Raw genomic sequence first — 19,091 nt, 5'->3', positions numbered from 1 at the left:
ACCTCGGGCAATCGCAAACCGGTCTCACAAGGCGGGCTTCGCCAGCTCACCGGTGACGGTCGGCGTTGGTTCCCTGGCCTTTGCGACTTCGCCGCCGGCGGCGAAGCTCGGCCAGTATTTCGAGATGGCCAGCGTCGCGCCGGCGGAAGAGAAATGGCCATAGTCGAAATAGAGAAACTGCTTGCTGCCGGCATCCGCATAGGAGCAACCGGTTGCGTCGCATAGATAGGTGAGCGGGTCGATGAAGGTCGCGCCGTTGGCGAAGAGTTGCACCTGCTTGTTGATGTCGGGATCCATGGCCATCGGCCAGGATGTATTTGCGGCGCCCTCGTGTTTCGCAAAGAAAGCGATCTTCTGGACGTCGGCGATGAACTCCGGAGACTGGCCGATGACATAGACCTTGACACCCATGTCGCGCAGCCGGTCGATCGTCGTCTGCAGGCCGTCGAAGCCCCTGGCCTGGTAGTCGGTCCATCGACCGCTCAGGATCACCGCATGGATATTGGCATCACGGATGATCGACAGCGCCCGTTCGTTGAAGCGGGTGCAGGCCGGCCGGGCATAGGAAAAATAGCTCAGGTTGGGTGGGCAGCCGGCATAGGTATATTGGACGACGTTGGCCTGGATTTTCTGCGCGTTGGCTTCCAGGCCCGATACGTAGTGAGCCGCGAAGGAATCGCCCCACAGCAGCACATTGGTGGCAAAGCCGTGCGTGCGCGTGCAGCCGGCAAGGTTCCAATCCTCGATCCGGCTCGCACCCTCATTGAAGCAGACACCGTTGCGCCAGTCGCCCACCAGGATCCGTTGCGTCGAGAAATCCGGGAACCGCTGCGGAAAGCCCTTGCCCAGCACACCGGCCAGACCGCCGACGCACAGCAGGGCGATCGCCGTCGCCGAAAAGGCGAAGATCGGCAGCGGGGCGGTGAAGGCCCGCTTCCGTCGGAAAGGCTGCTCGACATATTTCCACGAGAAGGTCGCCAGGGCGACGCTGGCCACCGTCATCGCGACGATCATCGGCACCGAGATGGCCTTCAGCGAGAGGTAGTGGACGAAGGAGTTGATCGGCCAGTGAACAAGGTAGAGCGAATAGGAGATGAGGCCGATCCAGACCATCGGGGCGAACTGAAGCACACGCGTGGCGAGGGGCACGGGTCGGTTCGCATGGTTCTGGCCCGCATAGATCAGCAGGGCCGTTCCGACGCAGGGAAACAGGGCGTTATAGCCCGGAAACGGGTCGCTCTCCGAGATCGTCAGGAAGCCGAAGCCGAGCAGTGCAAAGCCGGCCAGGCCGATCAGTTCCGTCGCCGGCCGGCTGGCAAGTGGCGGCGGCCTTTTCAGCATCAGCATGGCGCCCAGCGCCAGTTCCCAAATGCGTGTCGGCAGCAGGTAGAAGCCGGCGGTCGGCGCCAGCGTGGTCGCCATCACCGCCAGGGCAAAACTGCCGATGGTGATGGGCAGAAGTATCGTCAGCCAGCGCTTCGAGGCATAGCGGTAGATCAGATAAACCAGGATCGGCGCGAAGATGTAGTACTGTTCCTCGACCGAAAGCGACCATGTGTGGAGCAGCGGCCGCAGTTCGGCGTCGATCGAAAAATAGTTCGTCGTCTTCCAGAAATAGATGTTCGACCAGAAGGTCGAGGCAGCGATCACGCTGAGGCTGAATTCGTGCAGGTCCGACGGCAGGAGGATGAACCATGCCGCGATGCTTGCAAGCAGGATGACGAAGGTCAGCGCCGGCAGGATGCGCCGTGCGCGGCGCCAGTAGAAGCGGCCGATCGAAAACTGGCCGCGCTCGAGATCATCCAGCAAGCTGCCGCTGATCAGATAGCCCGATATGACAAAGAAAATATCGACGCCGGTGAATCCCCCTGGGATGGCGGACACGCCAAAATGAAAGAGCACCACGGGCAGCACGGCAACGGCCCGCAGGCCGTCAATGTCGCGCCTGTAGTTCATTCGGACAGTCCGCGGCTCGCGGCCCGCCGATCTCGTGCGAAGCATGCCACGCCGCTCATGCGGCGATGCCTTGGTTGTGCGAAAAATCGTGACGCGTGGGGTTCACAGGCTCTCCTCTGCGAAACGATTTTGCTGCACTGCAACATGAGTGTCAAGCCGGAACGCCATGCCTTGAACGCCGGCGAAGCCGGTTTGGAAGCACCCGATCAGGTTGCCGGCAGGTAGATCACGGCATAGTCATCGGCATAGGCCCGCTTCCAGCCCAACTCGGCGAAGAAGGGGATGCGGGTATCCGCGGCTGTAAGCAGTGCCCAGCCGATGGCGTATTTCTTCAACTGCGCCTCGAGCAGTGGTTTTCCGCCCGTCTGCCCCGTCGCCTCATCCGCTTTCGTGAACCCGCCCAGGAACAGCTGGTCCGTCCTGCCGTCGACATAGGTCTTGATGTCGTGGAAAATCAATGTGCCGCCGAAATTATAGGAATTCAGCACATTGCCTGCGAGGTAGTGATCCCTGGCGAACGCAAGGGCGCCGCTGGCTGATGTCTTTGGGCTCGGCGCGACCTGGTAGGCGTTGTTGAGCGCAAGCATCGCAACGACCAGCGACACCGCCGTCGCGCCGCGGAGCAGATGGAACCGGCTGGCGAAGAATTTTTCCAGTCCGTCGCGCTCTTCTTTCAGCCAGGCGCCTGCGGACAGGGCGGGATATTGGCGCGCGACCTCGACCGCGACCACCAGGGGAACAAGCAGGAAGAACAGATAGACGAACCGCAGATGCGAAAGGTAGACGTGCAAGGTGAAGACGATGAACAACGCCTTCGCCCAGCCGATCCGTAGCCTCGATGTCAGAAGCCCGAAAAAGGCCAGCAGTATCGCGGCTTCCTGGAGGACCTGTTCCTGGGCATTGAACGGCCGCCACTCCAGGATCAGAGGCACCGCCTCATTGCCATAGGCGACGGTGAGCGTGGCCAGGATGGCCTGCACGCCATAAGGGTGTATCAGGCTGACCAACGGACAGAGCAGGCCAAACGCCACCCACTTCGCCAAAAGTGCGGGTTTCGACAGGCCGGTGCGCGCCAGGAGATCGAGGCCGGCGAAGGCGGCGATGATGAAGCTCAGGGTGAACGTGGCATGCAGGTTCGCCCACAATACGACCAGACCGAGCAGCCAGAGCGGCGGCGCCTTCTCGTCCTGCGCGGCACGAAACAGCATCGTCGTCCAGACGACGATGATCGGCAAGGTAAAGACATGCGGGCGCGCCGTATAGATCGGGCTGATCAGGAAGGCCGCGACGAATGCCAGCGCTACGGCCAGGACCGGTTTCAGGTGCGCGCTGAGGAACCATCCCGACAGGAAGACCGCGAGACAGATCGTGCCGATGATCAGCGTGACGACGCCGTTCCAGCCACCCGCGCTGTAGGCAAGGGCCAGCAGAACCTGCCCCAGCCATTCCTTGGCAATCCACGGTTGGCCGGCGAAGGTGTAGGAATACGTGTCGACGGTCGGAAGCGTTCCGTTTGCCAGGAAATCCAGCCCCACTTTGACATGCCACCAGCTGTCGGGGTCCTGCAGGGTTGCGCTGGCAAAGGTTGCCAGAACCGTCGCCATGACACCCGCGCCGATCAGGCAGAATATCAGCCTGGCGCGCTGTGCGTCCTCGAGCGGCGAGAACACTGGAACGATTGCCTCGACCTTGTTCATGTCGCCGCTCCAGGGGACTTCATGTCGATCGCGACCAAGACAGCGTCTTTTGCCGCGCCGACGAAGACGAAACGGACCGAGCCGAGATAGAAGAGGACCGAGTAGAGGCAGTTTCCCGCCAGGTGGACAAACGGATTTTCGACGACGCCGGCGGACATGGCGGCGACCACTATCGTCAGGTTTGCGGTATAAGCCACAACGAAGGCAAGCGCATACCGCACGGCCGTGCCGGAGCGAAAACCACCCGCACGGCCGAAGGTCCAGCGGCGGTTGAGGAAGAAGCCGAGGACAAGGCCGCCGGCATAGCCAGTCATGTTGGCGGCGATGTCGCCAAGGCCCAGCTTCAGCCCAGCCAGGATAAGACAATAGCCCAGTGCTGTGTTGAGCAGCCCGACCGCGCCAAACCGCAGCATCCGCGAAAAGCCGGCCGGAACAGTCGACCATATCCTGCCCATGGCGTTCCCGTTACCCACGGTCGACCCTTACCTCAACGACGCGCCGCCCGTTTCACTATTTCCTGGAGGCGGTGGACCGGCAGGTCCTGGTCCTCGGCCGCCGCCTGGCTTCGTGAAACGATCTCGTTGACGAAGTAAAGCGGTCGCCGCTTCGTCTCCATGTACATCCGGCCGAGATACTCGCCGAAAATGCCCAGCACCAGAAGCTGGACGCTGCCCAGGATAAGCATGATCGCGGCAAGGCTCGTCCAGCCCGGCAGGACATTGCCGATAGACCATTCGAACAGCGTATAGCCAAGCACGACCAGGCCGAGCAGGCCGAACATCATGCCCAGCAGCGAAGCGAAGCGCAAAGGCACGATCGAAAAGCTGGTCATGGCGTCGACCGCCAGAAGAACCATCTTCTTCAGCGGGTAGTGCGTTGCGCCGGCAAAGCGCCGCTGCCGTTCATAGGGAAAGGCGACCTGCCTCAACCCGATCCAGCTCACCATGCCGCGAATGAACCTGTAGCGTTCGGGCATCGCGATCAGATGGTCCAGCGCGCGCCGGCTCATCAGCCGGAAATCTCCGGAGTCCGGCGCGATCTCGACATCGACCATCCGGCCGAGCAGGCGGTAGAACATCGAGGCGGAGGCCAGCTTGAACCAGCTTTCGCCCTCCCGTTTTACCCTTTGGCCGTAGACCACGTCGAAGCCTTCATCCATTTTCGCCATCATTGCGCTCAATAGTTCGGGCGGATCCTGAAGGTCGGCGTCGAGGATGAGAATGCGTTGGCCGCGGCAGAATTCCAGCCCGGCGCTCAAGGCGATCTGATGGCCGTAGTTGCGGGCAAGGTCGATGGCGACCACATGGTCGTCTTTTTCGGCCAGTTCGAAAACGGCATCACGGGTTCCGTCGGTCGCTCCATCGATGACGAGCACGACCTCGTAGGAGAGGCTTTGCTCGAGGCATGCCGCGCTGACGCGTCGATGAAGCTCCGCCACGCCGTCGCGCTCATTGTAGCAAGGCACGACGACCGACAACATGGGTGCGCGGTGCGCGCCGATTTTTCCCGTTCCCACCAAAGCCTGGCTCCCGCTTGGGAATGGCAATAGCGGCAATTGGTTAGAAAACAGAAAACAGGTAAGCCGGGGGTCGTGCGGCCGCCACGCTTTTGGCGGCGCCGATGGCACGTGTCACGAACGAACTGGCAGTTCCATGCGGATGCGGGCACCGCGCCATAAGCCCGCCAGGATCCGGCTTTCACCAGCTGTGGCAGGGCAGAGCGCCCTGCCGATGGCGCCCAACATCTGCCGCGGCTTATCAATTCCCCCGCACCGGCCCCTGGCGGCTTGATGGATGGCCGCCAAGCACGTATCTCTGCGCCGTGCCCATGAATCGGGGCATCTCAATCGGGAGACGGCCTTGTCCGCACTGACGCGCTTTCTCGGCGACTCGCCGCTCAGGATTATTCTGAAGCTGCTAGTGGTATCCTTTCTCGTCGGCCTGGTCATGAACGCTTTCGGTTGGTCGCCGATGGACGTGTTCTACGGCATCCAGAAGTTCTTCATTGATCTATGGAATCTCGGCTTCCACGCCATCGACCGTTTCCTCGGCTACATCCTGCTCGGTGCCGCGATCGTCGTGCCAGCCTTCATCCTGCTCAGGATCGCCAACTACCGGAAGTGACCTTCAGGCATAGTCCGATGCGACCTCGAACAAGATGGCGTGGCGCGCGGCAAGTGCCGGCACATCGGTGGAATAGCCGCCGCCGATGACACCGCAGACGGGAATGCCGAGCGCCCGGAAATGGCCGATGACCATCTTGTCGCGGGCGCGCAGGCCTTTGTCGGAAAGCGACAGCCTGCCGAGCCGGTCCTCGGCATGGACGTCGACGCCGGCATTGTAGAAGACGATGTCCCAACGCGCCTGGGCCGACAGCTCCAGCAGGATGGTATCGAGCCTTTCGACATAGGCGGCGTCGCCCGTGCCGTCGGGCAGGGCGACGTCGAGGTCGGAGGCGATCTTGCGCGCGGGGTAGTTGCGCTCGCCATGCATGGAGAAGGTAAAGGCGCGCGGCTCGTCGCCCAGAATATCCGCCGTGCCGTCGCCCTGGTGCACGTCGAGATCGACCACCAGGATACTGTGTGCCGCGCCCTCCTCAAGCAGCACCAGCGAGGCGACGGCGACGTCGTTGAAAGTGCAGAAGCCGGCGCCTTGCGCGCGCCGCGCGTGATGGCTGCCGCCGGCGGTGTTGCAGGCGATGCCGTGACGCAGGGCAAGCCGCGCCGCCGCCACCGTGCCACCGGCGGCAAGCTGCGCGCGCAACGAGACGCGCGGGCCGACCGGAAAGCCGATCTCGCGCTCGATTTTTTCCGGGACCGAACAACCGAGAACCTGCTCGACATAATCTGTCGCATGGGCGAGCTTAAGCCACGACGCAGGCGCGGGTTCGGCTGTGTTGAGCGCCCCGGCTCCGGCCAGGCCGCGTGCTCGCAAGGCCTCCATCAGCAGCGGATATTTGCTCATCGGAAAGCGATGGCTGGTCGCGAAGCCGGCGTCGTAGTCGGGATGGTGGACGATCTGCAGGGGCATGAACTGGATCGGACGGTTTCGCGCCAGAGCGGGATTTCGGTTGGCCGCCGCGGAAGGGCGATTGCGCGGCGGCCGGAAAATGGGGCACATCGGTTCCCCGATCAAGCCGCAAATCAGCAAGGCAGCAATCCTTTGGACAAGGGCGCCATCCCAGCCGACACCAAAGTATTTTCCGTCACCAACCGGTCGGTGCTTGCCATCGCCGTGCCGATGACGCTCGCCTATCTCACGACGCCGCTGCTCGGCCTCGTCGACACGGCTGTTGTCGGCCAGTTCGGTGACGCCGCCTTGCTTGGCGGCCTGGCCGCCGGCGCGCTGGCTTTCGACGTCGTCTTCACCACCTTCAATTTTCTGCGTTCGGGCACCACCGGTCTCGTCGCCCAGGCCTTCGGGCGTGGCGACGCGCTGGAGGAACAAGCGGTGTTCTGGCGTGCCGTGCTGATCGCGGTCGTTGCCGGCGTCGTGCTGGCAGCGCTTTCACCACTCATCGCCGTTGGCGGCCAGTGGTTCATGGACGCCGGGCCACGCGTCAGCGACGCGATGGGTGTCTACATCAGGATCAGGCTGCTTGCCGCCCCGTTCTCGCTGATCAACTACGCCATCCTCGGCTACGTGCTGGGGCGCGGCGAGGGCGGGCTCGGCTTGATCCTCCAACTGGTGCTGAACGGCACCAATATCGCGCTGTGCTTCCTGCTCGGCCTTGAGCTCGGCTGGGGTGTTTCCGGCGTCGCCTGGGCAACCGTCACCGGCGAATTCCTCGCCATGCTGCTTGGTCTCGCGATCGTGGTTCGCCGGTTCCGATCCACCCCGCCCTTGCCTCGGCAGCGCCTGCTCGATATGGGCGCCTTCCTGCGCATGCTGTCGCTCAACCGCGACATCATGATCCGCTCGTTCTCGCTGCTCGCCGCCTTCGCGCTGTTCACCCGCCAGGGCGCGCAGTTCGGCACGGTGACGCTGGCCGCCAATGCAGTGCTGATGAACTTCTTTCTCGTCGCCGGCTATTTCCTCGACGGGTTCGCCACCGCCGCCGAACAACTCGCCGGCCGCGCCGTCGGCGCGCGCTCCGAACAGCCCTTCCGGCAGGCGGTGCGGCTGACCCTGTTCTGGGGCCTTGGTCTGGCCGGTGCCGCGACGCTGGTGCTGCTCATGGCCGGCACCAACCTGATTGCCGTCGTAACGACGTCGCAGCAGGTCCGCGCCGTGGCCGACACATACCTGCCTTGGGCCGCGTTCACCGCGCTGAGCGGTGTGCTCGCCTTCCAGATGGATGGTGTTTTCATCGGCGCGACCTGGTCGCGCGACATGCGTAACATGATGCTCTTGTCATTCCTCGCCTTTGCCGCCGCGCTGATCACGCTGGCGCCCACCTTCGGCAATCGCGGCCTGTGGGCGGCGCTGCACGTCTTTCTGCTGGTGCGGGGATTGAGCCTGCTGACAATTCTGCGGCTGCGGATGCAAACCGCGTTCAGCTGAGCGGCTTCGACGCCCATCGGTCGAGATGGCTGTCGCGCAACTCGCGCATCGACTTGAGTTTTTCCGTTTCGGCAAAACGTGCCATCCCGGCGACGATCCGGCCCGGCAGCGCCGGTCCGCCATAGATCATGCCGGTGTAGAGCTGGACGAGATCGGCGCCGGCGCGGATCTTTTCCAGAGCCGTCTCCATTGAGTTGACACCGCCGACACCGATGATGGCCATTTCGGGCCCGAGCAGCTTGCGCATCCTGGCCAGCACGATGGTCGAGCGCTCGAATAGCGGCTTTCCCGAAAGCCCGCCTGTCTCCCGCGCGGCATCGTCGCTGCGCAGCGCCGGGCGGGAAATGGTTGTGTTGGAAACGATGATGCCGTCGATCTGCTTTTCGATGACCTCGGCGGCGATATCCTCCAGTTCGGCCTCGACCAGATCAGGCGCGATCTTGAGGAAGATCGGCGGCTGCGCGGACGCTGCAGTGCGCGCGGCCCTGACCCGGGACAATAATTCGCCGAGCTGCTCGCGCGCCTGCATGGTGCGCAGGCCTGGTGTGTTGGGCGAGGAAATGTTGACGGTGAGATAGCTGGCATAAGGAGCAAAGCGGGAAACGCCGCTCTCATAGTCGCCGACGCGGTCGGTGCTGTCCTTGTTGGCACCAATGTTGACGCCGACGATGCCGCCGCGCCCCAAGCGCGCCACAAGCCTTTTTTCGGCGGCCGCATGGCCCTCATTGTTAAAGCCCAGCCGGTTGATGACAGCTTCATTCGATGTCAGCCGGAAGATGCGCGGCTTCGGGTTGCCGGCCTGCGGCAGCGGCGTCACCGTGCCGACTTCGGCAAAGCCAAAGCCGAGGCCAAGCAGCGCGTCGGGTACTTCGGCGTTCTTGTCGTAGCCAGCCGCCATGCCAAGTGGGTTCGGGAAATCGAGACCGCAAAGGCTGACCTTCAGCCTCGTATCGCGTACCGTCCGCGCGCCGCCCGGCAGGCCGCAGCGCAGTGCCGCGATCGACAAGCCATGCGCGGTTTCCGGATCGAAGGTGAACAGCAGTTTCTGGCCGATCCGGTCGAGCACGCTCATTGCCCCTCCAGGGCCGGGAACTGGTGGGTACCGTCGGCCCCAAGCGGCAGCGGCTTGACCCAGAGCACCGCTTTCAGGTCGAGCACGCCGTAGAGGTGCGGAAACAGCGCGCCGCCGCGCGAGATTTCGTATTTCAGCGCATCACCCAGGCGGTTTCCGTCGACGGCGACCAGCAGAAGGTCGGTCTGGCCCTGGAAATGCTTTGCCGCGGTTTCCCTGGCCTGCGCCGCCGTCGAAAAATGGATGAAGCCGTCGGCGGTGTCGATCGGCGCTCCGGCGAAGCGGCCTTTGGCTTCGGCCTCGCGCCAAGGCGCTTGCGGAGTTATCTTGTAGATAATCTGTGACATGGTTGCGCTATAATCCGAACCAGTCGCGCGGGGAAGGCCAGGCCAAGGGTCTTCCCCATTTCCGGCGCAAACATGCGATATTTGAGGCCTTGGCCATGGAGGACAACATGCGTCTGCAGCACATCTTGATCCCCGCCGCGCTCGTTTCGCTGGTCGCGGCTTCAGCTTATTCGGAAGAAACGGACCGCTACCGGCTGGAAAAATCGGCCACCGGCTATATCCGCATGGATACGCAGACCGGCGCGATGTCGATCTGCGAGGAGCGTTCGGGCCAGCTCGTCTGCAAGATGGCGGCCGACGAACGCGCCGCCTACCAGGACGAGGTCGATCGCTTGCAAGCCTCGATGAAGGCGATGGACGAGCGCGTCACCAAGCTGGAGAATTCGCTCTCCGCCCGTCTCGAATCGAAACTGCCGAGCGAGGAGGATTTCAACACGACGATGAGCTACATGGAGCGCTTCCTGAAGAGCTTCATGGGCATCGTCAAGGATATGGACAAGGACAGCGGCGACGGCGCCCGGCCCAACTCGCAGAAGACCTGAGCGCCATAGACGAGGGAAAACGCGGCGCGCTGGCTTTGCCGCTTGAAAACAGTGCGCAGCCCCTCATAATCGTCCAACTGATCCCGCAAAAAGCAGTAAATCGGGGATTCGGGGAGGGACATTTGCCGTCAGGCTATTCTTTCGTGATCGCCGACGATCATCCGCTGTTTCGCGGCGCGCTGCGCGAGGCGCTTGCCGGCATCGGCAATGTCGCCGCCATCCATGAGGCCGGTGATTTCGAAAGCGCCAAGGCGCTGGTCGTGGCTAATGAAGATGTCGATCTGGTGCTGCTCGACCTGTCGATGCCCGGCGCCAGCGGCCTCTCCGGCCTGATCTCGTTGCGCGGTATCCATCCTGCGGTGCCGCTGGTCGTGGTGTCGGCGCATGACGACCCGGCGACCATACGGCGCGCGCTCGATCTCGGCGCCTCCGGTTTCATCTCCAAGTCGGCCAGCATGGAGGAAATCCGCGGCGCCGTGCAGTCGGTGCTTGCCGGCGATATCGCGGCACCTGTCGGCGTCGATCTCGGCGTCGAACGCGATCCCGAAATATCGGACCTGATCAAACGATTGCAGACGTTGACCCCGCAGCAGACCCGCGTGCTCGGCATGCTGGCCGAGGGTCTGCTCAACAAGCAGATCGCTTATGAACTCGGCGTCTCCGAGGCGACGATCAAGGCGCATGTCTCGGCCATATTGCAAAAGCTCGGCGTCGACAGTCGCACCCAGGCGGTGATCCTGCTGTCCAAGATAGGCAGCGACCCGCTGCAGCCGGCGGGCTGAGTGCCGGCTGCTTGGCTCAGTCGGAACTTTTAACTTCGGCTCGCCGCATCGACCTGTTCCGATGCGCTCGCCGACATGTTCTGCGCCTATCTCGAAGCCCTGGAGCACCAGGCCTGATTCAGGCGCTTCGATGTCACTCCGCCGCCCGCACCATCGGCCTGAACCTGGCCATCATCGAACGCAGCACCGCCGGCTTCAACGGCTTGTTGATCATCGGGATGTCGAGGCCTGCCGCGGCTGCTCGTACCTCGTTGGAACGGTCGGCCGTGACCAGCACGGCCGGCAAGTCATCGCCGTGGGTGGCTCGCAGCCTGATAATGATATCGAGACCGGTTTCGCGGTCGAGATGGTAGTCGGCAAGCACGATGTCCGGACGGTCGATCGCGGCCCTCTCCAGATCCTCCGAGCCGGTCACCGTAGCGACATTGCAGCCCCAGCCCTCGAGCAGCAGCCGCATGCCCTCGAGGATACGGATGTCATTGTCGATGCACAGCACATGCAGGCCGGAGAGCGAAGCCGCCGCGCGGGCCGGCGCCCTGGTCTCGACCTCGCGTCGCGGCACCTGCGCGGCCGCCACGGGCAGGATGACGGAAAAGCGCGTGCCCTTGCCCGGGTTGGAGAAGATACGGATCTCAAGCCGCAACACCCTGGCGATACGGTCGACGATGGACAGGCCAAGACCAAGACCTTCTGCTTCGCGTGCGCCTTCGTCCAGTCGGGTAAACTCATGGAAGACAGTGTTCAGCTTGTCACCGGCGATGCCAATGCCGGTGTCGATGATCTGGATCTCCGCCAGTTCGCCGCGCCGCCGCACGCCGACCAGGATGCGGCCCTGGCGGGTGTACTTGATGGCATTGGAAACCAGGTTCTGGATCAGGCGGCGCAACAGGTTGCGGTCCGTCATCACGGTCAGTGAGGATGCAATGATGGTCAGCTCGAGCTTCTTTGCTGCGGCCATCGGTCGAAAATCATTGCCGATCTGGCTGAGCAGGCCGTCGAGGTTGAAGGCGGTATCGTCCGGCTTCATGGCGCCGGCATCGAGGCGCGAAATGTCGAGCACGGCGCCGAGAATGGTCTCGACCGATTCCAGCGAGGATTCGATGTTGATGGCCGCCTTGCCGGCCGGACCCTTGCCGGCCTTCTCGATCAGCGAGGAGCAATAGAGCCGGGCGGCGTTCAAGGGCTGCAGGATGTCGTGACCGGCGGCGGCAAGGAAGCGCGTCTTGCCGAGATTGGCCTCCTCGGCGAGCATCTGGGCCTGCGCCAGTTCCTCGTTGACCCGGGTCAATTCCTCGTTGACCCCAGTCAGTTCGATGGTGCGGGTCTTGACGCGCTGCTCCAGTGATTCATTGGCGCTTTTCAGCGCGAGATCCTGTTCGACGCGGCCGGAAATGTCGGCATAGGTGGCGACGATGCCGCCGTCAGGCATCGGGTTGGAGCGCAGTTCGAGGATGCGGCCGCTGGTCTTCAGCTCCATCTGCCAGGGGCTGACGAAGCTGGTCAGCCGGTTGAGCATCGTCACGCGCTGGTCGGCGGGAATGTCGCCGCGTTCGGCCAGATGGCGAAGGATCTGGTCGAGCGAAACGCCGACCTGGCCCATCTCGTCGGGCAGGTCGAACAGCGCCCGGTATTGGCGGTTCCAGCAGATCAGCCGGAAATCGCGGTCGAAGACGGTAATGCCTTGCTCCATCTGGTCCAGCGCGATCTGCAGCAGGTCGCGGTTGTGCTGCAGCGCTTCCGTGGCGTCGTCGAGCAGGCGGAAGGCGTCGCGGGATTCGCGGTCGTGGCGCCGGAACAGCAGCGACAGGATCAACCGTGCCGAGGAGGAGCCGACGGCGCTGGCCAAAAGCTGCTCGGAAAAGCGGATGACGTCCATGCTGGCCTGCTCGTTGCCATGCAGCGAGGTACCATTGCTCTTCTCGAAGGATTGAAACGACCGCTCGGTTCGTTCGACGCCGAGATAGCGTGCGATCGTATCCTTGAGGTCGTTGACGGTGATGGCGGTGCGGAAGCGGCGCAGGCTCGGCATCGGTCCGGCTTCGCGCGGCACGAAGATCGATGCCTGGATGCGCTCCAGCGGTACCGACGCGCGCGACAGTGACCCGAAGACGAAAAACAGCGCGTTGACCGAAAGGCTCCATAGCACGCCGTGGTTCAGCGGCTCGGCGACGGTGCCGAACAGTGCCTGCGGCCGCAGTGCCTCGAAGCCGAACAGTCCGTGGACGATGATGCCTGTATCGGGCGCGACGAGCGACGGGACCAGCAGCGTATAGCCCCAGACCAGGATGCCGGCGACCATGCCGAGTGCCGCACCCCGGCCATTGGCGCCGCGCCAGATCAGCCCACCAACCAGGGCAGGGGCGAACTGCGCGATCGCGGCGAAGGACATCAGGCCGATCGAGGACAGCCGGGCGCTGTTGGTGCTCTCGCGATAATAGAGAAAGGCGATGAACAAAAGGATGAAGATCGACGCCCGCCGCACATTGAGGATGAGCGTCGACCAATCCTCGTTCTCCGAGGTGGTCGTCCGCAACAGCCGGCGCACGAACAGCGGGATGATCAGGTCGTTGGAGATCATGATCGACAGCGCCACGCTCTCCACGATGACCATGGCGGTTGCCGCCGACAAGCCGCCGATGAAGGCGGCCATGGCCAGGAAATCGTGGCCGCTGAACAGCGGCAGCGACAGCACGTAAAGGTCGCTGCTCGTCCTCGCGCCGACCAGCGTCAGGCCGGCAAAGGCGATCGGCAGCACGAACAGGTTGATCGCCACGAGATACAGCGGGAACACCCAAGTCGCGGTGCGCAGTTCGGCCTCGCTGCGGTTCTCGACGATGGTGACGTAGAACTGCCGCGGCAAAAGGATGATGGCAAAGCCGCTCAGGCACGTCAGCACCAGCCAGGTGGCCAGCGATGTCGAATAGCCCATTGCCTGCCGCACCTGGCCATTCTCGGCCAGCCGGTCGAACATGTCGCCGGGGCCGCCGAAGATCAGGAAGGTGACCATCAGGCCGATGGCCAGGAAGGCGGCGAGCTTGACCACGGTCTCCACCGCCACCGCCAGCACCAGCCCATCCTGGTGTTCGGTGGCATCGGCGTGGCGCGTGCCGAACAGGACCGCGAACAGCGCAAGCAGCATGGCGACGACCAGCGAGATGTCGCTGACGAACGGATCGAAGGACGGCGGCGAGCCCGTATAATGCTCGACCATCAGGCTGACCGAGCCGGAGATCGCCTTCAATTGCAGCGCGATATAGGGCACGGCGCCGATCGTGGCGATCAGCGTGGCGATGGCTGCCACGGTGAAGCTCTTGCCGTAGCGGGCGCCGAGGAAGTCGGCGACCGAAGTGATCTTCTCGGTCTTGGCCAGCCGCACGATGCGGTTGAGCAAGGGAAAGCCGAACACGAACACCAGCACCGGGCCGGTATAGATGCCGAGGAACTCGAGGCCGCGTTCGGAGGAAAGGCCGACCGAGCCGAAGAAGGTCCAGGACGTGCAGTAAATGGCAAGGCTGAGCGCATAGATGAAAGGTCGCGCCCTGCTGGGCCCTGACAAGGCCGAGCGGCGGTCGCCCAGGCTGGCGATGGCGAACAGCAGCGTCACATAGGCGATCGCGATGATGACGATGAACAAGCCCTGCACGCCGGCAAGATCCTCCCTGTGCCGATTTTCACCTGGCCGGGTCAGACGCAATCACAGCTTGGGCGTCAAGTCCATCACGGCTTTGGGCACCTGATTTCAAAGAGGTAACGCAGGGTAAGGCGAAACCGGTTGTTTTCTCCTTTTTGCCCATGTTGCAACTTGAGGTTTTTGTTATGGTGTCGCCGGGGCGGTGCTTCCGGGATGGGACGGCTGCGCGGCCCGCCATGATAAGGAGGGTCGAATGCTGAAAGAATTCCAGGAATTCATTTCCAAGGGCAATGTGATGGACTTGGCCGTCGGCGTCATCATCGGCGCTGCCTTCGGCAAGATCGTCGATTCCCTGGTCAACGACATCATCATGCCGATTGTCGGAGCGATCTTCGGCGGCTTGGACTTCAACAACTACTTCTTTGGGCTTTCCTCGGCCGTCAACGCCACCTCGCTGGCGGAAGCCAAAAAGCAAGGTGCTGTTTTTGCCTATGGCAGCTTCATCACCGTGGTGCTGAATTTCATCATCCTAGCCTTCATCATCTTCCTCATGGTCAAGGCCGTGAACAACATGCGCAGGCGCCTGGAAAGGGAAAAGCCGGCTCCAGCGGCCGCGCCACCGCCGGCCGATGTGCAGCTTTTGACCGAAATCCGCGATCTGCTGGCCAGGCGATAGACGGATAGGGTTCTTCTGGACCAAAACCCCGGTCGTTCGCGGCCGGGGTTTTCTGTTTTCGCATCTGGTAAACAGCACCTGCGAACGCCCCGAGACAATGGACCTGCCCATGACCTTGATCCAGACCCTGCGCCCCGAGGCCCTGGCCGCGCCCGAAAGCGGTATCGTCGCCGTCGTCAACTATGGTAGATTGCGCGAAGGCCTGATCCCGCTTTGGGCCGGCGAGGGCGACCTGCCGACGCCGTCCTTCATCACCGATGCGGCGTCGAAGGCGCTGGCCGGCGGCGAGACGTTCTACACTTGGCAGAGGGGCATTCCCGATCTCAGGCAGGCGCTGGCACGCTACTACGAAAGGCACTTCGCCAAGACCTTCGCCGAGGAGCAATTCATCGTCACCGGCTCCGGCATGCATGCCATCCAGTTGGCGCTCGATGCGCTTGCGGGAGCCGGCGACGAGGTGATCTACCTGTCGCCCGCCTGGCCGAATTTCGACGCCGCCGCCGCCATCGCGGGTGCCGTTCCGGTGCCGGTCACACTCGACCATTCCGGAAATGGCTGGTCATGCGACGTCGAGAAAATAGCGGCGGCGGTCACACCGCGCACGAAGGCGTTGTTCATCAACACGCCGTCCAATCCGACCGGCTGGACCGCCGATCACGAGACCTTGCGGGCGATCCTCGATCTCGCCCGCGCCAAAGGCCTGTGGATCATCGCCGACGAGATCTATTCGCTGTTCCACTATGGGCACGGCCGCGCGCCGTCCTTCCTCGACATCGCGGAGGCGGAAGACCGCATCCTGTTCGTCAACAGTTTCTCTAAGAACTGGGCGATGACCGGCTGGCGCGTCGGCTGGATCAAGACGCATCCAGGCCTGCAGCAGGTGTTCGAGAACCTGATCCAGTATTCGAACTCGGGCGTCGCCCAGTTCATGCAGCGCGGCGCGGTCGCGGCGCTCGACGAGGGCGATGCCTTCGTCGCCGAACAGGTGGAGCGGGCGAGGCAAGCGCGCGACCTGGTCTGCGGTATTCTGGGCGAAACCGGCAAGGCGCGCTTCACCGTGCCGCAGGGCGCCTTCTACCTGTTCTTCACCGTCGACGGCATCACGGACTCGCGGGCAGCCGCTTTCGAAATCGTCGACAAGGCCAATGTCGGCCTGGCGCCCGGCACCGCCTTCGGGCCCGGTGGCGAAGCGTTCCTGCGGCTGTGCTTCCACCGCCGGCTCGACCAGCTCGAGGATGCGGCAAACCGGCTGGCAAGGTGGATGAAGACTGTCTGAGCGGCGGCGGCTTCCGCCACCTGACTTCAGCCGCCCGACTTGGGCACCAGCAGTGGAATGATGCGGTCGCTCTTGGTCACTGAGGGCCGTCCCGCCGAACCGTAGGGGATGCCGAGCGCGTCCCAGGTTTCGACCAGCGCGTCCTGCAGTTCGGCGATCAGCGCATCGGAATGGAACGGCGTCGGCGTGATGCGCAACCGTTCGGTACCGCGTGGCACCGTCGGGTAGTTGATCGGCTGGATGTAGATGCCGTGGACGCCGAGCAGGCGGTCGCTCGCCATCTTGCAGAGTTCAGGATCGCCAACCAGCACCGGCACGATATGTGTCGGCGATTCCATCACCGGCAGACCGGCCGCCGACAGGATCTGCTTGGTTCGGCTCGCCTGCTGCTGCTGGGCGTCGCGCTCGGCCTGCGAGCGCTTCAGGTGACGGATCGAGGTGGTGGCGGCCGCGGCGATCGCCGGCGGCAGCGCGGTGGTGAAGATGAAGCCCGGCGCGTAGGAGCGCACCGCGTCGATGACGGCGCTGGTGCCGGTAATGTAGCCGCCCAGCGTGCCGAACGCCTTGGCCAGCGTGCCTTCGATGATGTCGATGCGGTCGGCCAGGCCTTCGCGCTCGGTGATGCCGCCGCCGCGCGGTCCGTACATGCCGACGGCGTGGACCTCGTCGATATAGGTCATGGCGTTGTAGCGTTCGGCAAGTTCGACGATCTCCTTGATCGGCGCGATGTCGCCATCCATCGAATAGACGCTTTCGAAGACGATCAGCTTGGCGCGTTCGCGCCCCGCGGTCTGCAGCAGGCTTTCCAGATGCGCGACGTCATTGTGGCGGAAGATCTTTTTCTCGGCGCCCGAGCGCCGCACGCCTTCGATCATCGAGGCATGGTTCAGCTCGTCCGAGATGATCAGGCAATTGGGCAAAAGCCGCGCTATGGTCGAGATCGAGGCTTCGTTGGAGACGAAGCCGGAGGTGAAGACCAAGGCGGCTTCCTTGTCGTGCAGGTCGGCCAGCTCATGCTCGAGCTCGACCAGCGGGTTGGAAGTGCCGGAGATGTTGCGGGTGCCACCGGCGCCCGAACCCATCTTGCCGGCCGCGTTCTGGAATGCGGCGATCACGTCAGGATGCTGGCCCATGCCGAGATAGTCGTTGGAACACCAGACGGTGATTTCCTCGGCGCGGCCGTTGGAACGCCAGATGGCGCGCGGAAACTTGCCCGCGATACGCTCCAGGTCGGCGAAGACGCGGTAGCGACGCTCGGCATGGAGCTGATCGATCGCTTCCTCGAAAAACCGCTGATAGTTCATGTCGACTTCCCAATTTTGCGCGGCATCATAATCATTGGCCTTTTGGCCGTCCACCGGGCCATTTTGGTCAAAATGCCACGCCCCACACCTGTTCCTAACGTTGACGGATCGTGGCCTATTCCGCTTCACGACACGCTCAGTGGATCACTTTTGTTTCCGCACGATGCCACATCAAGTGAACGCCGGTTACCTCTCGTTCTAATGGCCATCCGCCGGGCTTTCCAGTAAGGCGGTTGTTGAGACAGTTTCCGATAAATCTTGGGTAAGCGAGGACTTGGGATGACGGTTTTGGTGACAGGCGGCGCCGGCTATATCGGCAGCCATATGGTCTGGGAATTGCTGGATGCGGGCGAAAGCGTGGTTGTTCTCGACCGCCTTTCCACCGGCTTCGAATGGGCAGTGGCGCCGGAGGCAAAGCTGATTGTCGGCGATGTCTCCGACAAGGAATTGGTCGGCGGGACCATCCGGGACAATCATGTCGACGCTATCATCCATTTCGCCGGCTCCATCGTCGTGCCGGAATCGGTAGCCGATCCGCTCGCCTACTATGAGAACAACACCTCGAAGACCCGCACGCTGATCGAAACCGCGGTCCGCGAAGGCGTGCCGAATTTCATCTTCTCCTCGACAGCCGCCGTCTATGGCGGCGCCGGGCTGGAGCCGGTGCGCGAGGATGCCCGCCTGGCGCCGGAATCGCCCTATGGCCTGTCCAAGCTGATGAGCGAGTGGATGCTGCGCGACGCGGGTCTTGCGCACGACATCCGCTACACGGCGCTGCGCTATTTCAACGTCGCCGGCGCCGACCCGAAGGGCCGCACCGGCCAATCCACTCCGGGCGCCACCCATCTGATCAAGGTCGCCTGTGAGACCGCGCTCGGCAAGCGACCCTTCATGCAGGTCTTCGGCACCGACTATCCGACGCCGGACGGCACCTGCATGCGCGACTATATCCACGTCAGCGATCTGGCCGCCGCGCATCGCCTGGCTTTGCAGCGGCTGCGCGCCGGGGGCGCCAGCCTCGTCGCCAATTGCGGTTACAGCCATGGCTATTCGGTGCTCGAGGTGATCGAAAGCGTGCGGCGCGCCTTCGGCCATGATTTCGAGGTCAGGATGGGCGACCGGCGTCCCGGGGATGCCGCGGCGGTGGTTGCGAATTCCGATCTCGCCCGGTCGGAACTGGGCTGGACCCCGCGGCGCGACGATCTAGACCAGATCGTCAACGACGCGCTGGCCTGGGAACGCATCCTGACCAGCAAGAACTCCGCGCGGGGCTGAGCGCGCTTTCCCCAGGGGCTCACAAGCCCAG

General features: G+C 63.3%; 16 protein-coding genes. 7 read left to right on the top strand and 9 right to left on the bottom strand.

Features of this window, described 5'->3' with window-relative positions; genetic code table 11:
• Window positions 1-24: 24 nt before the first annotated feature.
• The 4 genes from MESAU_RS29120 to MESAU_RS29105 all read right to left on the bottom strand — a co-directional run bounded on the left by MESAU_RS29120 (window position 25) and on the right by MESAU_RS29105 (window position 5,169).
• Window positions 25-1,956: an acyltransferase family protein gene (locus MESAU_RS29120; RefSeq protein ID WP_015319258.1), complete on the bottom strand. Its 1,932-nt coding sequence runs from the start codon at window positions 1,954-1,956 to the stop codon at window positions 25-27.
• A gap of 206 nt (window positions 1,957-2,162) precedes the next feature.
• Entirely contained in the window at window positions 2,163-3,653 is a 1,491-nt protein-coding gene (locus MESAU_RS29115; protein ID WP_015319257.1) for a hypothetical protein, read from the bottom strand.
• A complete protein-coding gene (locus tag MESAU_RS29110) occupies window positions 3,650-4,108 on the bottom strand; it encodes a GtrA family protein (protein WP_015319256.1) in 459 nt (152 codons plus the stop codon). The genes MESAU_RS29115 and MESAU_RS29110 overlap by 4 nt, the downstream gene beginning before the upstream one ends.
• A 32-nt stretch (window positions 4,109-4,140) precedes the next feature.
• Window positions 4,141-5,169: a glycosyltransferase family 2 protein gene (locus tag MESAU_RS29105; RefSeq protein WP_015319255.1), complete on the bottom strand. Its 1,029-nt coding sequence runs from the start codon at window positions 5,167-5,169 to the stop codon at window positions 4,141-4,143.
• A 343-nt stretch (window positions 5,170-5,512) separates the two neighbouring features.
• Between MESAU_RS29105 and MESAU_RS29100 the strand changes: the two genes are divergently transcribed.
• Window positions 5,513-5,776 (top strand): DUF6460 domain-containing protein, encoded by a 264-nt coding sequence (locus MESAU_RS29100; RefSeq protein ID WP_023770995.1) that lies wholly within the window; start codon window positions 5,513-5,515, stop codon window positions 5,774-5,776.
• A gap of 3 nt (window positions 5,777-5,779) precedes the next feature.
• Here MESAU_RS29100 and MESAU_RS29095 read toward each other — a convergent pair whose 3' ends face one another.
• The gene (locus MESAU_RS29095) at window positions 5,780-6,682 is read right to left on the bottom strand and encodes a histone deacetylase family protein (RefSeq protein ID WP_015319253.1); all 903 of its coding nucleotides are present in this window, start codon (window positions 6,680-6,682) and stop codon (window positions 5,780-5,782) included.
• A 132-nt stretch (window positions 6,683-6,814) separates the two neighbouring features.
• On the opposite strand from MESAU_RS29095, the gene MESAU_RS29090 reads away from it, so the two are divergent.
• Window positions 6,815-8,155: an MATE family efflux transporter gene (locus MESAU_RS29090; RefSeq protein WP_015319252.1), complete on the top strand. Its 1,341-nt coding sequence runs from the start codon at window positions 6,815-6,817 to the stop codon at window positions 8,153-8,155.
• On the opposite strand, the gene MESAU_RS29085 is transcribed toward MESAU_RS29090, so the two are convergent.
• Together MESAU_RS29085 and MESAU_RS29080 are read right to left on the bottom strand one after the other, a co-directional pair.
• The gene (locus tag MESAU_RS29085; RefSeq protein ID WP_015319251.1) at window positions 8,148-9,227 is read right to left on the bottom strand and encodes a quinone-dependent dihydroorotate dehydrogenase; all 1,080 of its coding nucleotides are present in this window, start codon (window positions 9,225-9,227) and stop codon (window positions 8,148-8,150) included. The genes MESAU_RS29090 and MESAU_RS29085 overlap by 8 nt on opposite strands.
• Window positions 9,224-9,574 (bottom strand): DUF952 domain-containing protein, encoded by a 351-nt coding sequence (locus tag MESAU_RS29080; RefSeq protein ID WP_015319250.1) that lies wholly within the window; start codon window positions 9,572-9,574, stop codon window positions 9,224-9,226. Before MESAU_RS29080 ends, MESAU_RS29085 begins: the two co-directional genes overlap by 4 nt.
• 107 nt (window positions 9,575-9,681) lie before the next feature.
• Here MESAU_RS29080 and MESAU_RS29075 point away from each other — a divergent pair, with 107 nt between their 5' ends.
• Complete coding sequence (locus MESAU_RS29075; protein ID WP_015319249.1) at window positions 9,682-10,116, top strand: hypothetical protein; 435 nt, start codon at window positions 9,682-9,684, stop codon at window positions 10,114-10,116.
• 122 nt (window positions 10,117-10,238) lie between these two features.
• Window positions 10,239-10,898 (top strand): response regulator transcription factor, encoded by a 660-nt coding sequence (locus tag MESAU_RS29070; protein ID WP_015319247.1) that lies wholly within the window; start codon window positions 10,239-10,241, stop codon window positions 10,896-10,898.
• Window positions 10,899-11,031: 133 nt separating this feature from the next.
• On the opposite strand, the gene MESAU_RS29065 is transcribed toward MESAU_RS29070, so the two are convergent.
• Entirely contained in the window at window positions 11,032-14,541 is a 3,510-nt protein-coding gene (locus tag MESAU_RS29065; RefSeq protein ID WP_015319246.1) for a PAS domain-containing hybrid sensor histidine kinase/response regulator, read from the bottom strand.
• 241 nt (window positions 14,542-14,782) lie between these two features.
• Between MESAU_RS29065 and mscL the strand changes: the two genes are divergently transcribed.
• Both mscL and MESAU_RS29055 read left to right on the top strand, forming a co-directional pair.
• On the top strand, window positions 14,783-15,205 hold the full coding sequence (mscL, locus tag MESAU_RS29060) for a large conductance mechanosensitive channel protein MscL (RefSeq protein WP_015319245.1): 423 nt from the start codon (window positions 14,783-14,785) through the stop codon (window positions 15,203-15,205).
• 109 nt (window positions 15,206-15,314) lie between these two features.
• Window positions 15,315-16,481 carry a pyridoxal phosphate-dependent aminotransferase gene (locus MESAU_RS29055; RefSeq protein ID WP_015319244.1) on the top strand — a complete coding sequence of 389 codons (1,167 nt, stop codon included), beginning with the start codon at window positions 15,315-15,317 and terminating at the stop codon, window positions 16,479-16,481.
• A 26-nt stretch (window positions 16,482-16,507) separates the two neighbouring features.
• Here the strand turns inward: MESAU_RS29055 and hemA are convergent, their stop codons facing one another.
• Window positions 16,508-17,785, bottom strand: coding sequence for a 5-aminolevulinate synthase (hemA, locus tag MESAU_RS29050; protein WP_015319243.1), 1,278 nt, complete (start codon window positions 17,783-17,785; stop codon window positions 16,508-16,510).
• A gap of 279 nt (window positions 17,786-18,064) precedes the next feature.
• Between hemA and galE the strand changes: the two genes are divergently transcribed.
• Window positions 18,065-19,060 (top strand): UDP-glucose 4-epimerase GalE, encoded by a 996-nt coding sequence (gene galE / locus MESAU_RS29045; protein WP_015319242.1) that lies wholly within the window; start codon window positions 18,065-18,067, stop codon window positions 19,058-19,060.
• The last annotated feature ends 31 nt before the right edge of the window (window positions 19,061-19,091 follow it).

The organism is Mesorhizobium australicum WSM2073 (assembly GCF_000230995.2).
Classification (GTDB): domain Bacteria; phylum Pseudomonadota; class Alphaproteobacteria; order Rhizobiales; family Rhizobiaceae; genus Mesorhizobium; species Mesorhizobium australicum.
This window is presented reverse-complemented; position numbering and strand designations above follow the sequence as displayed.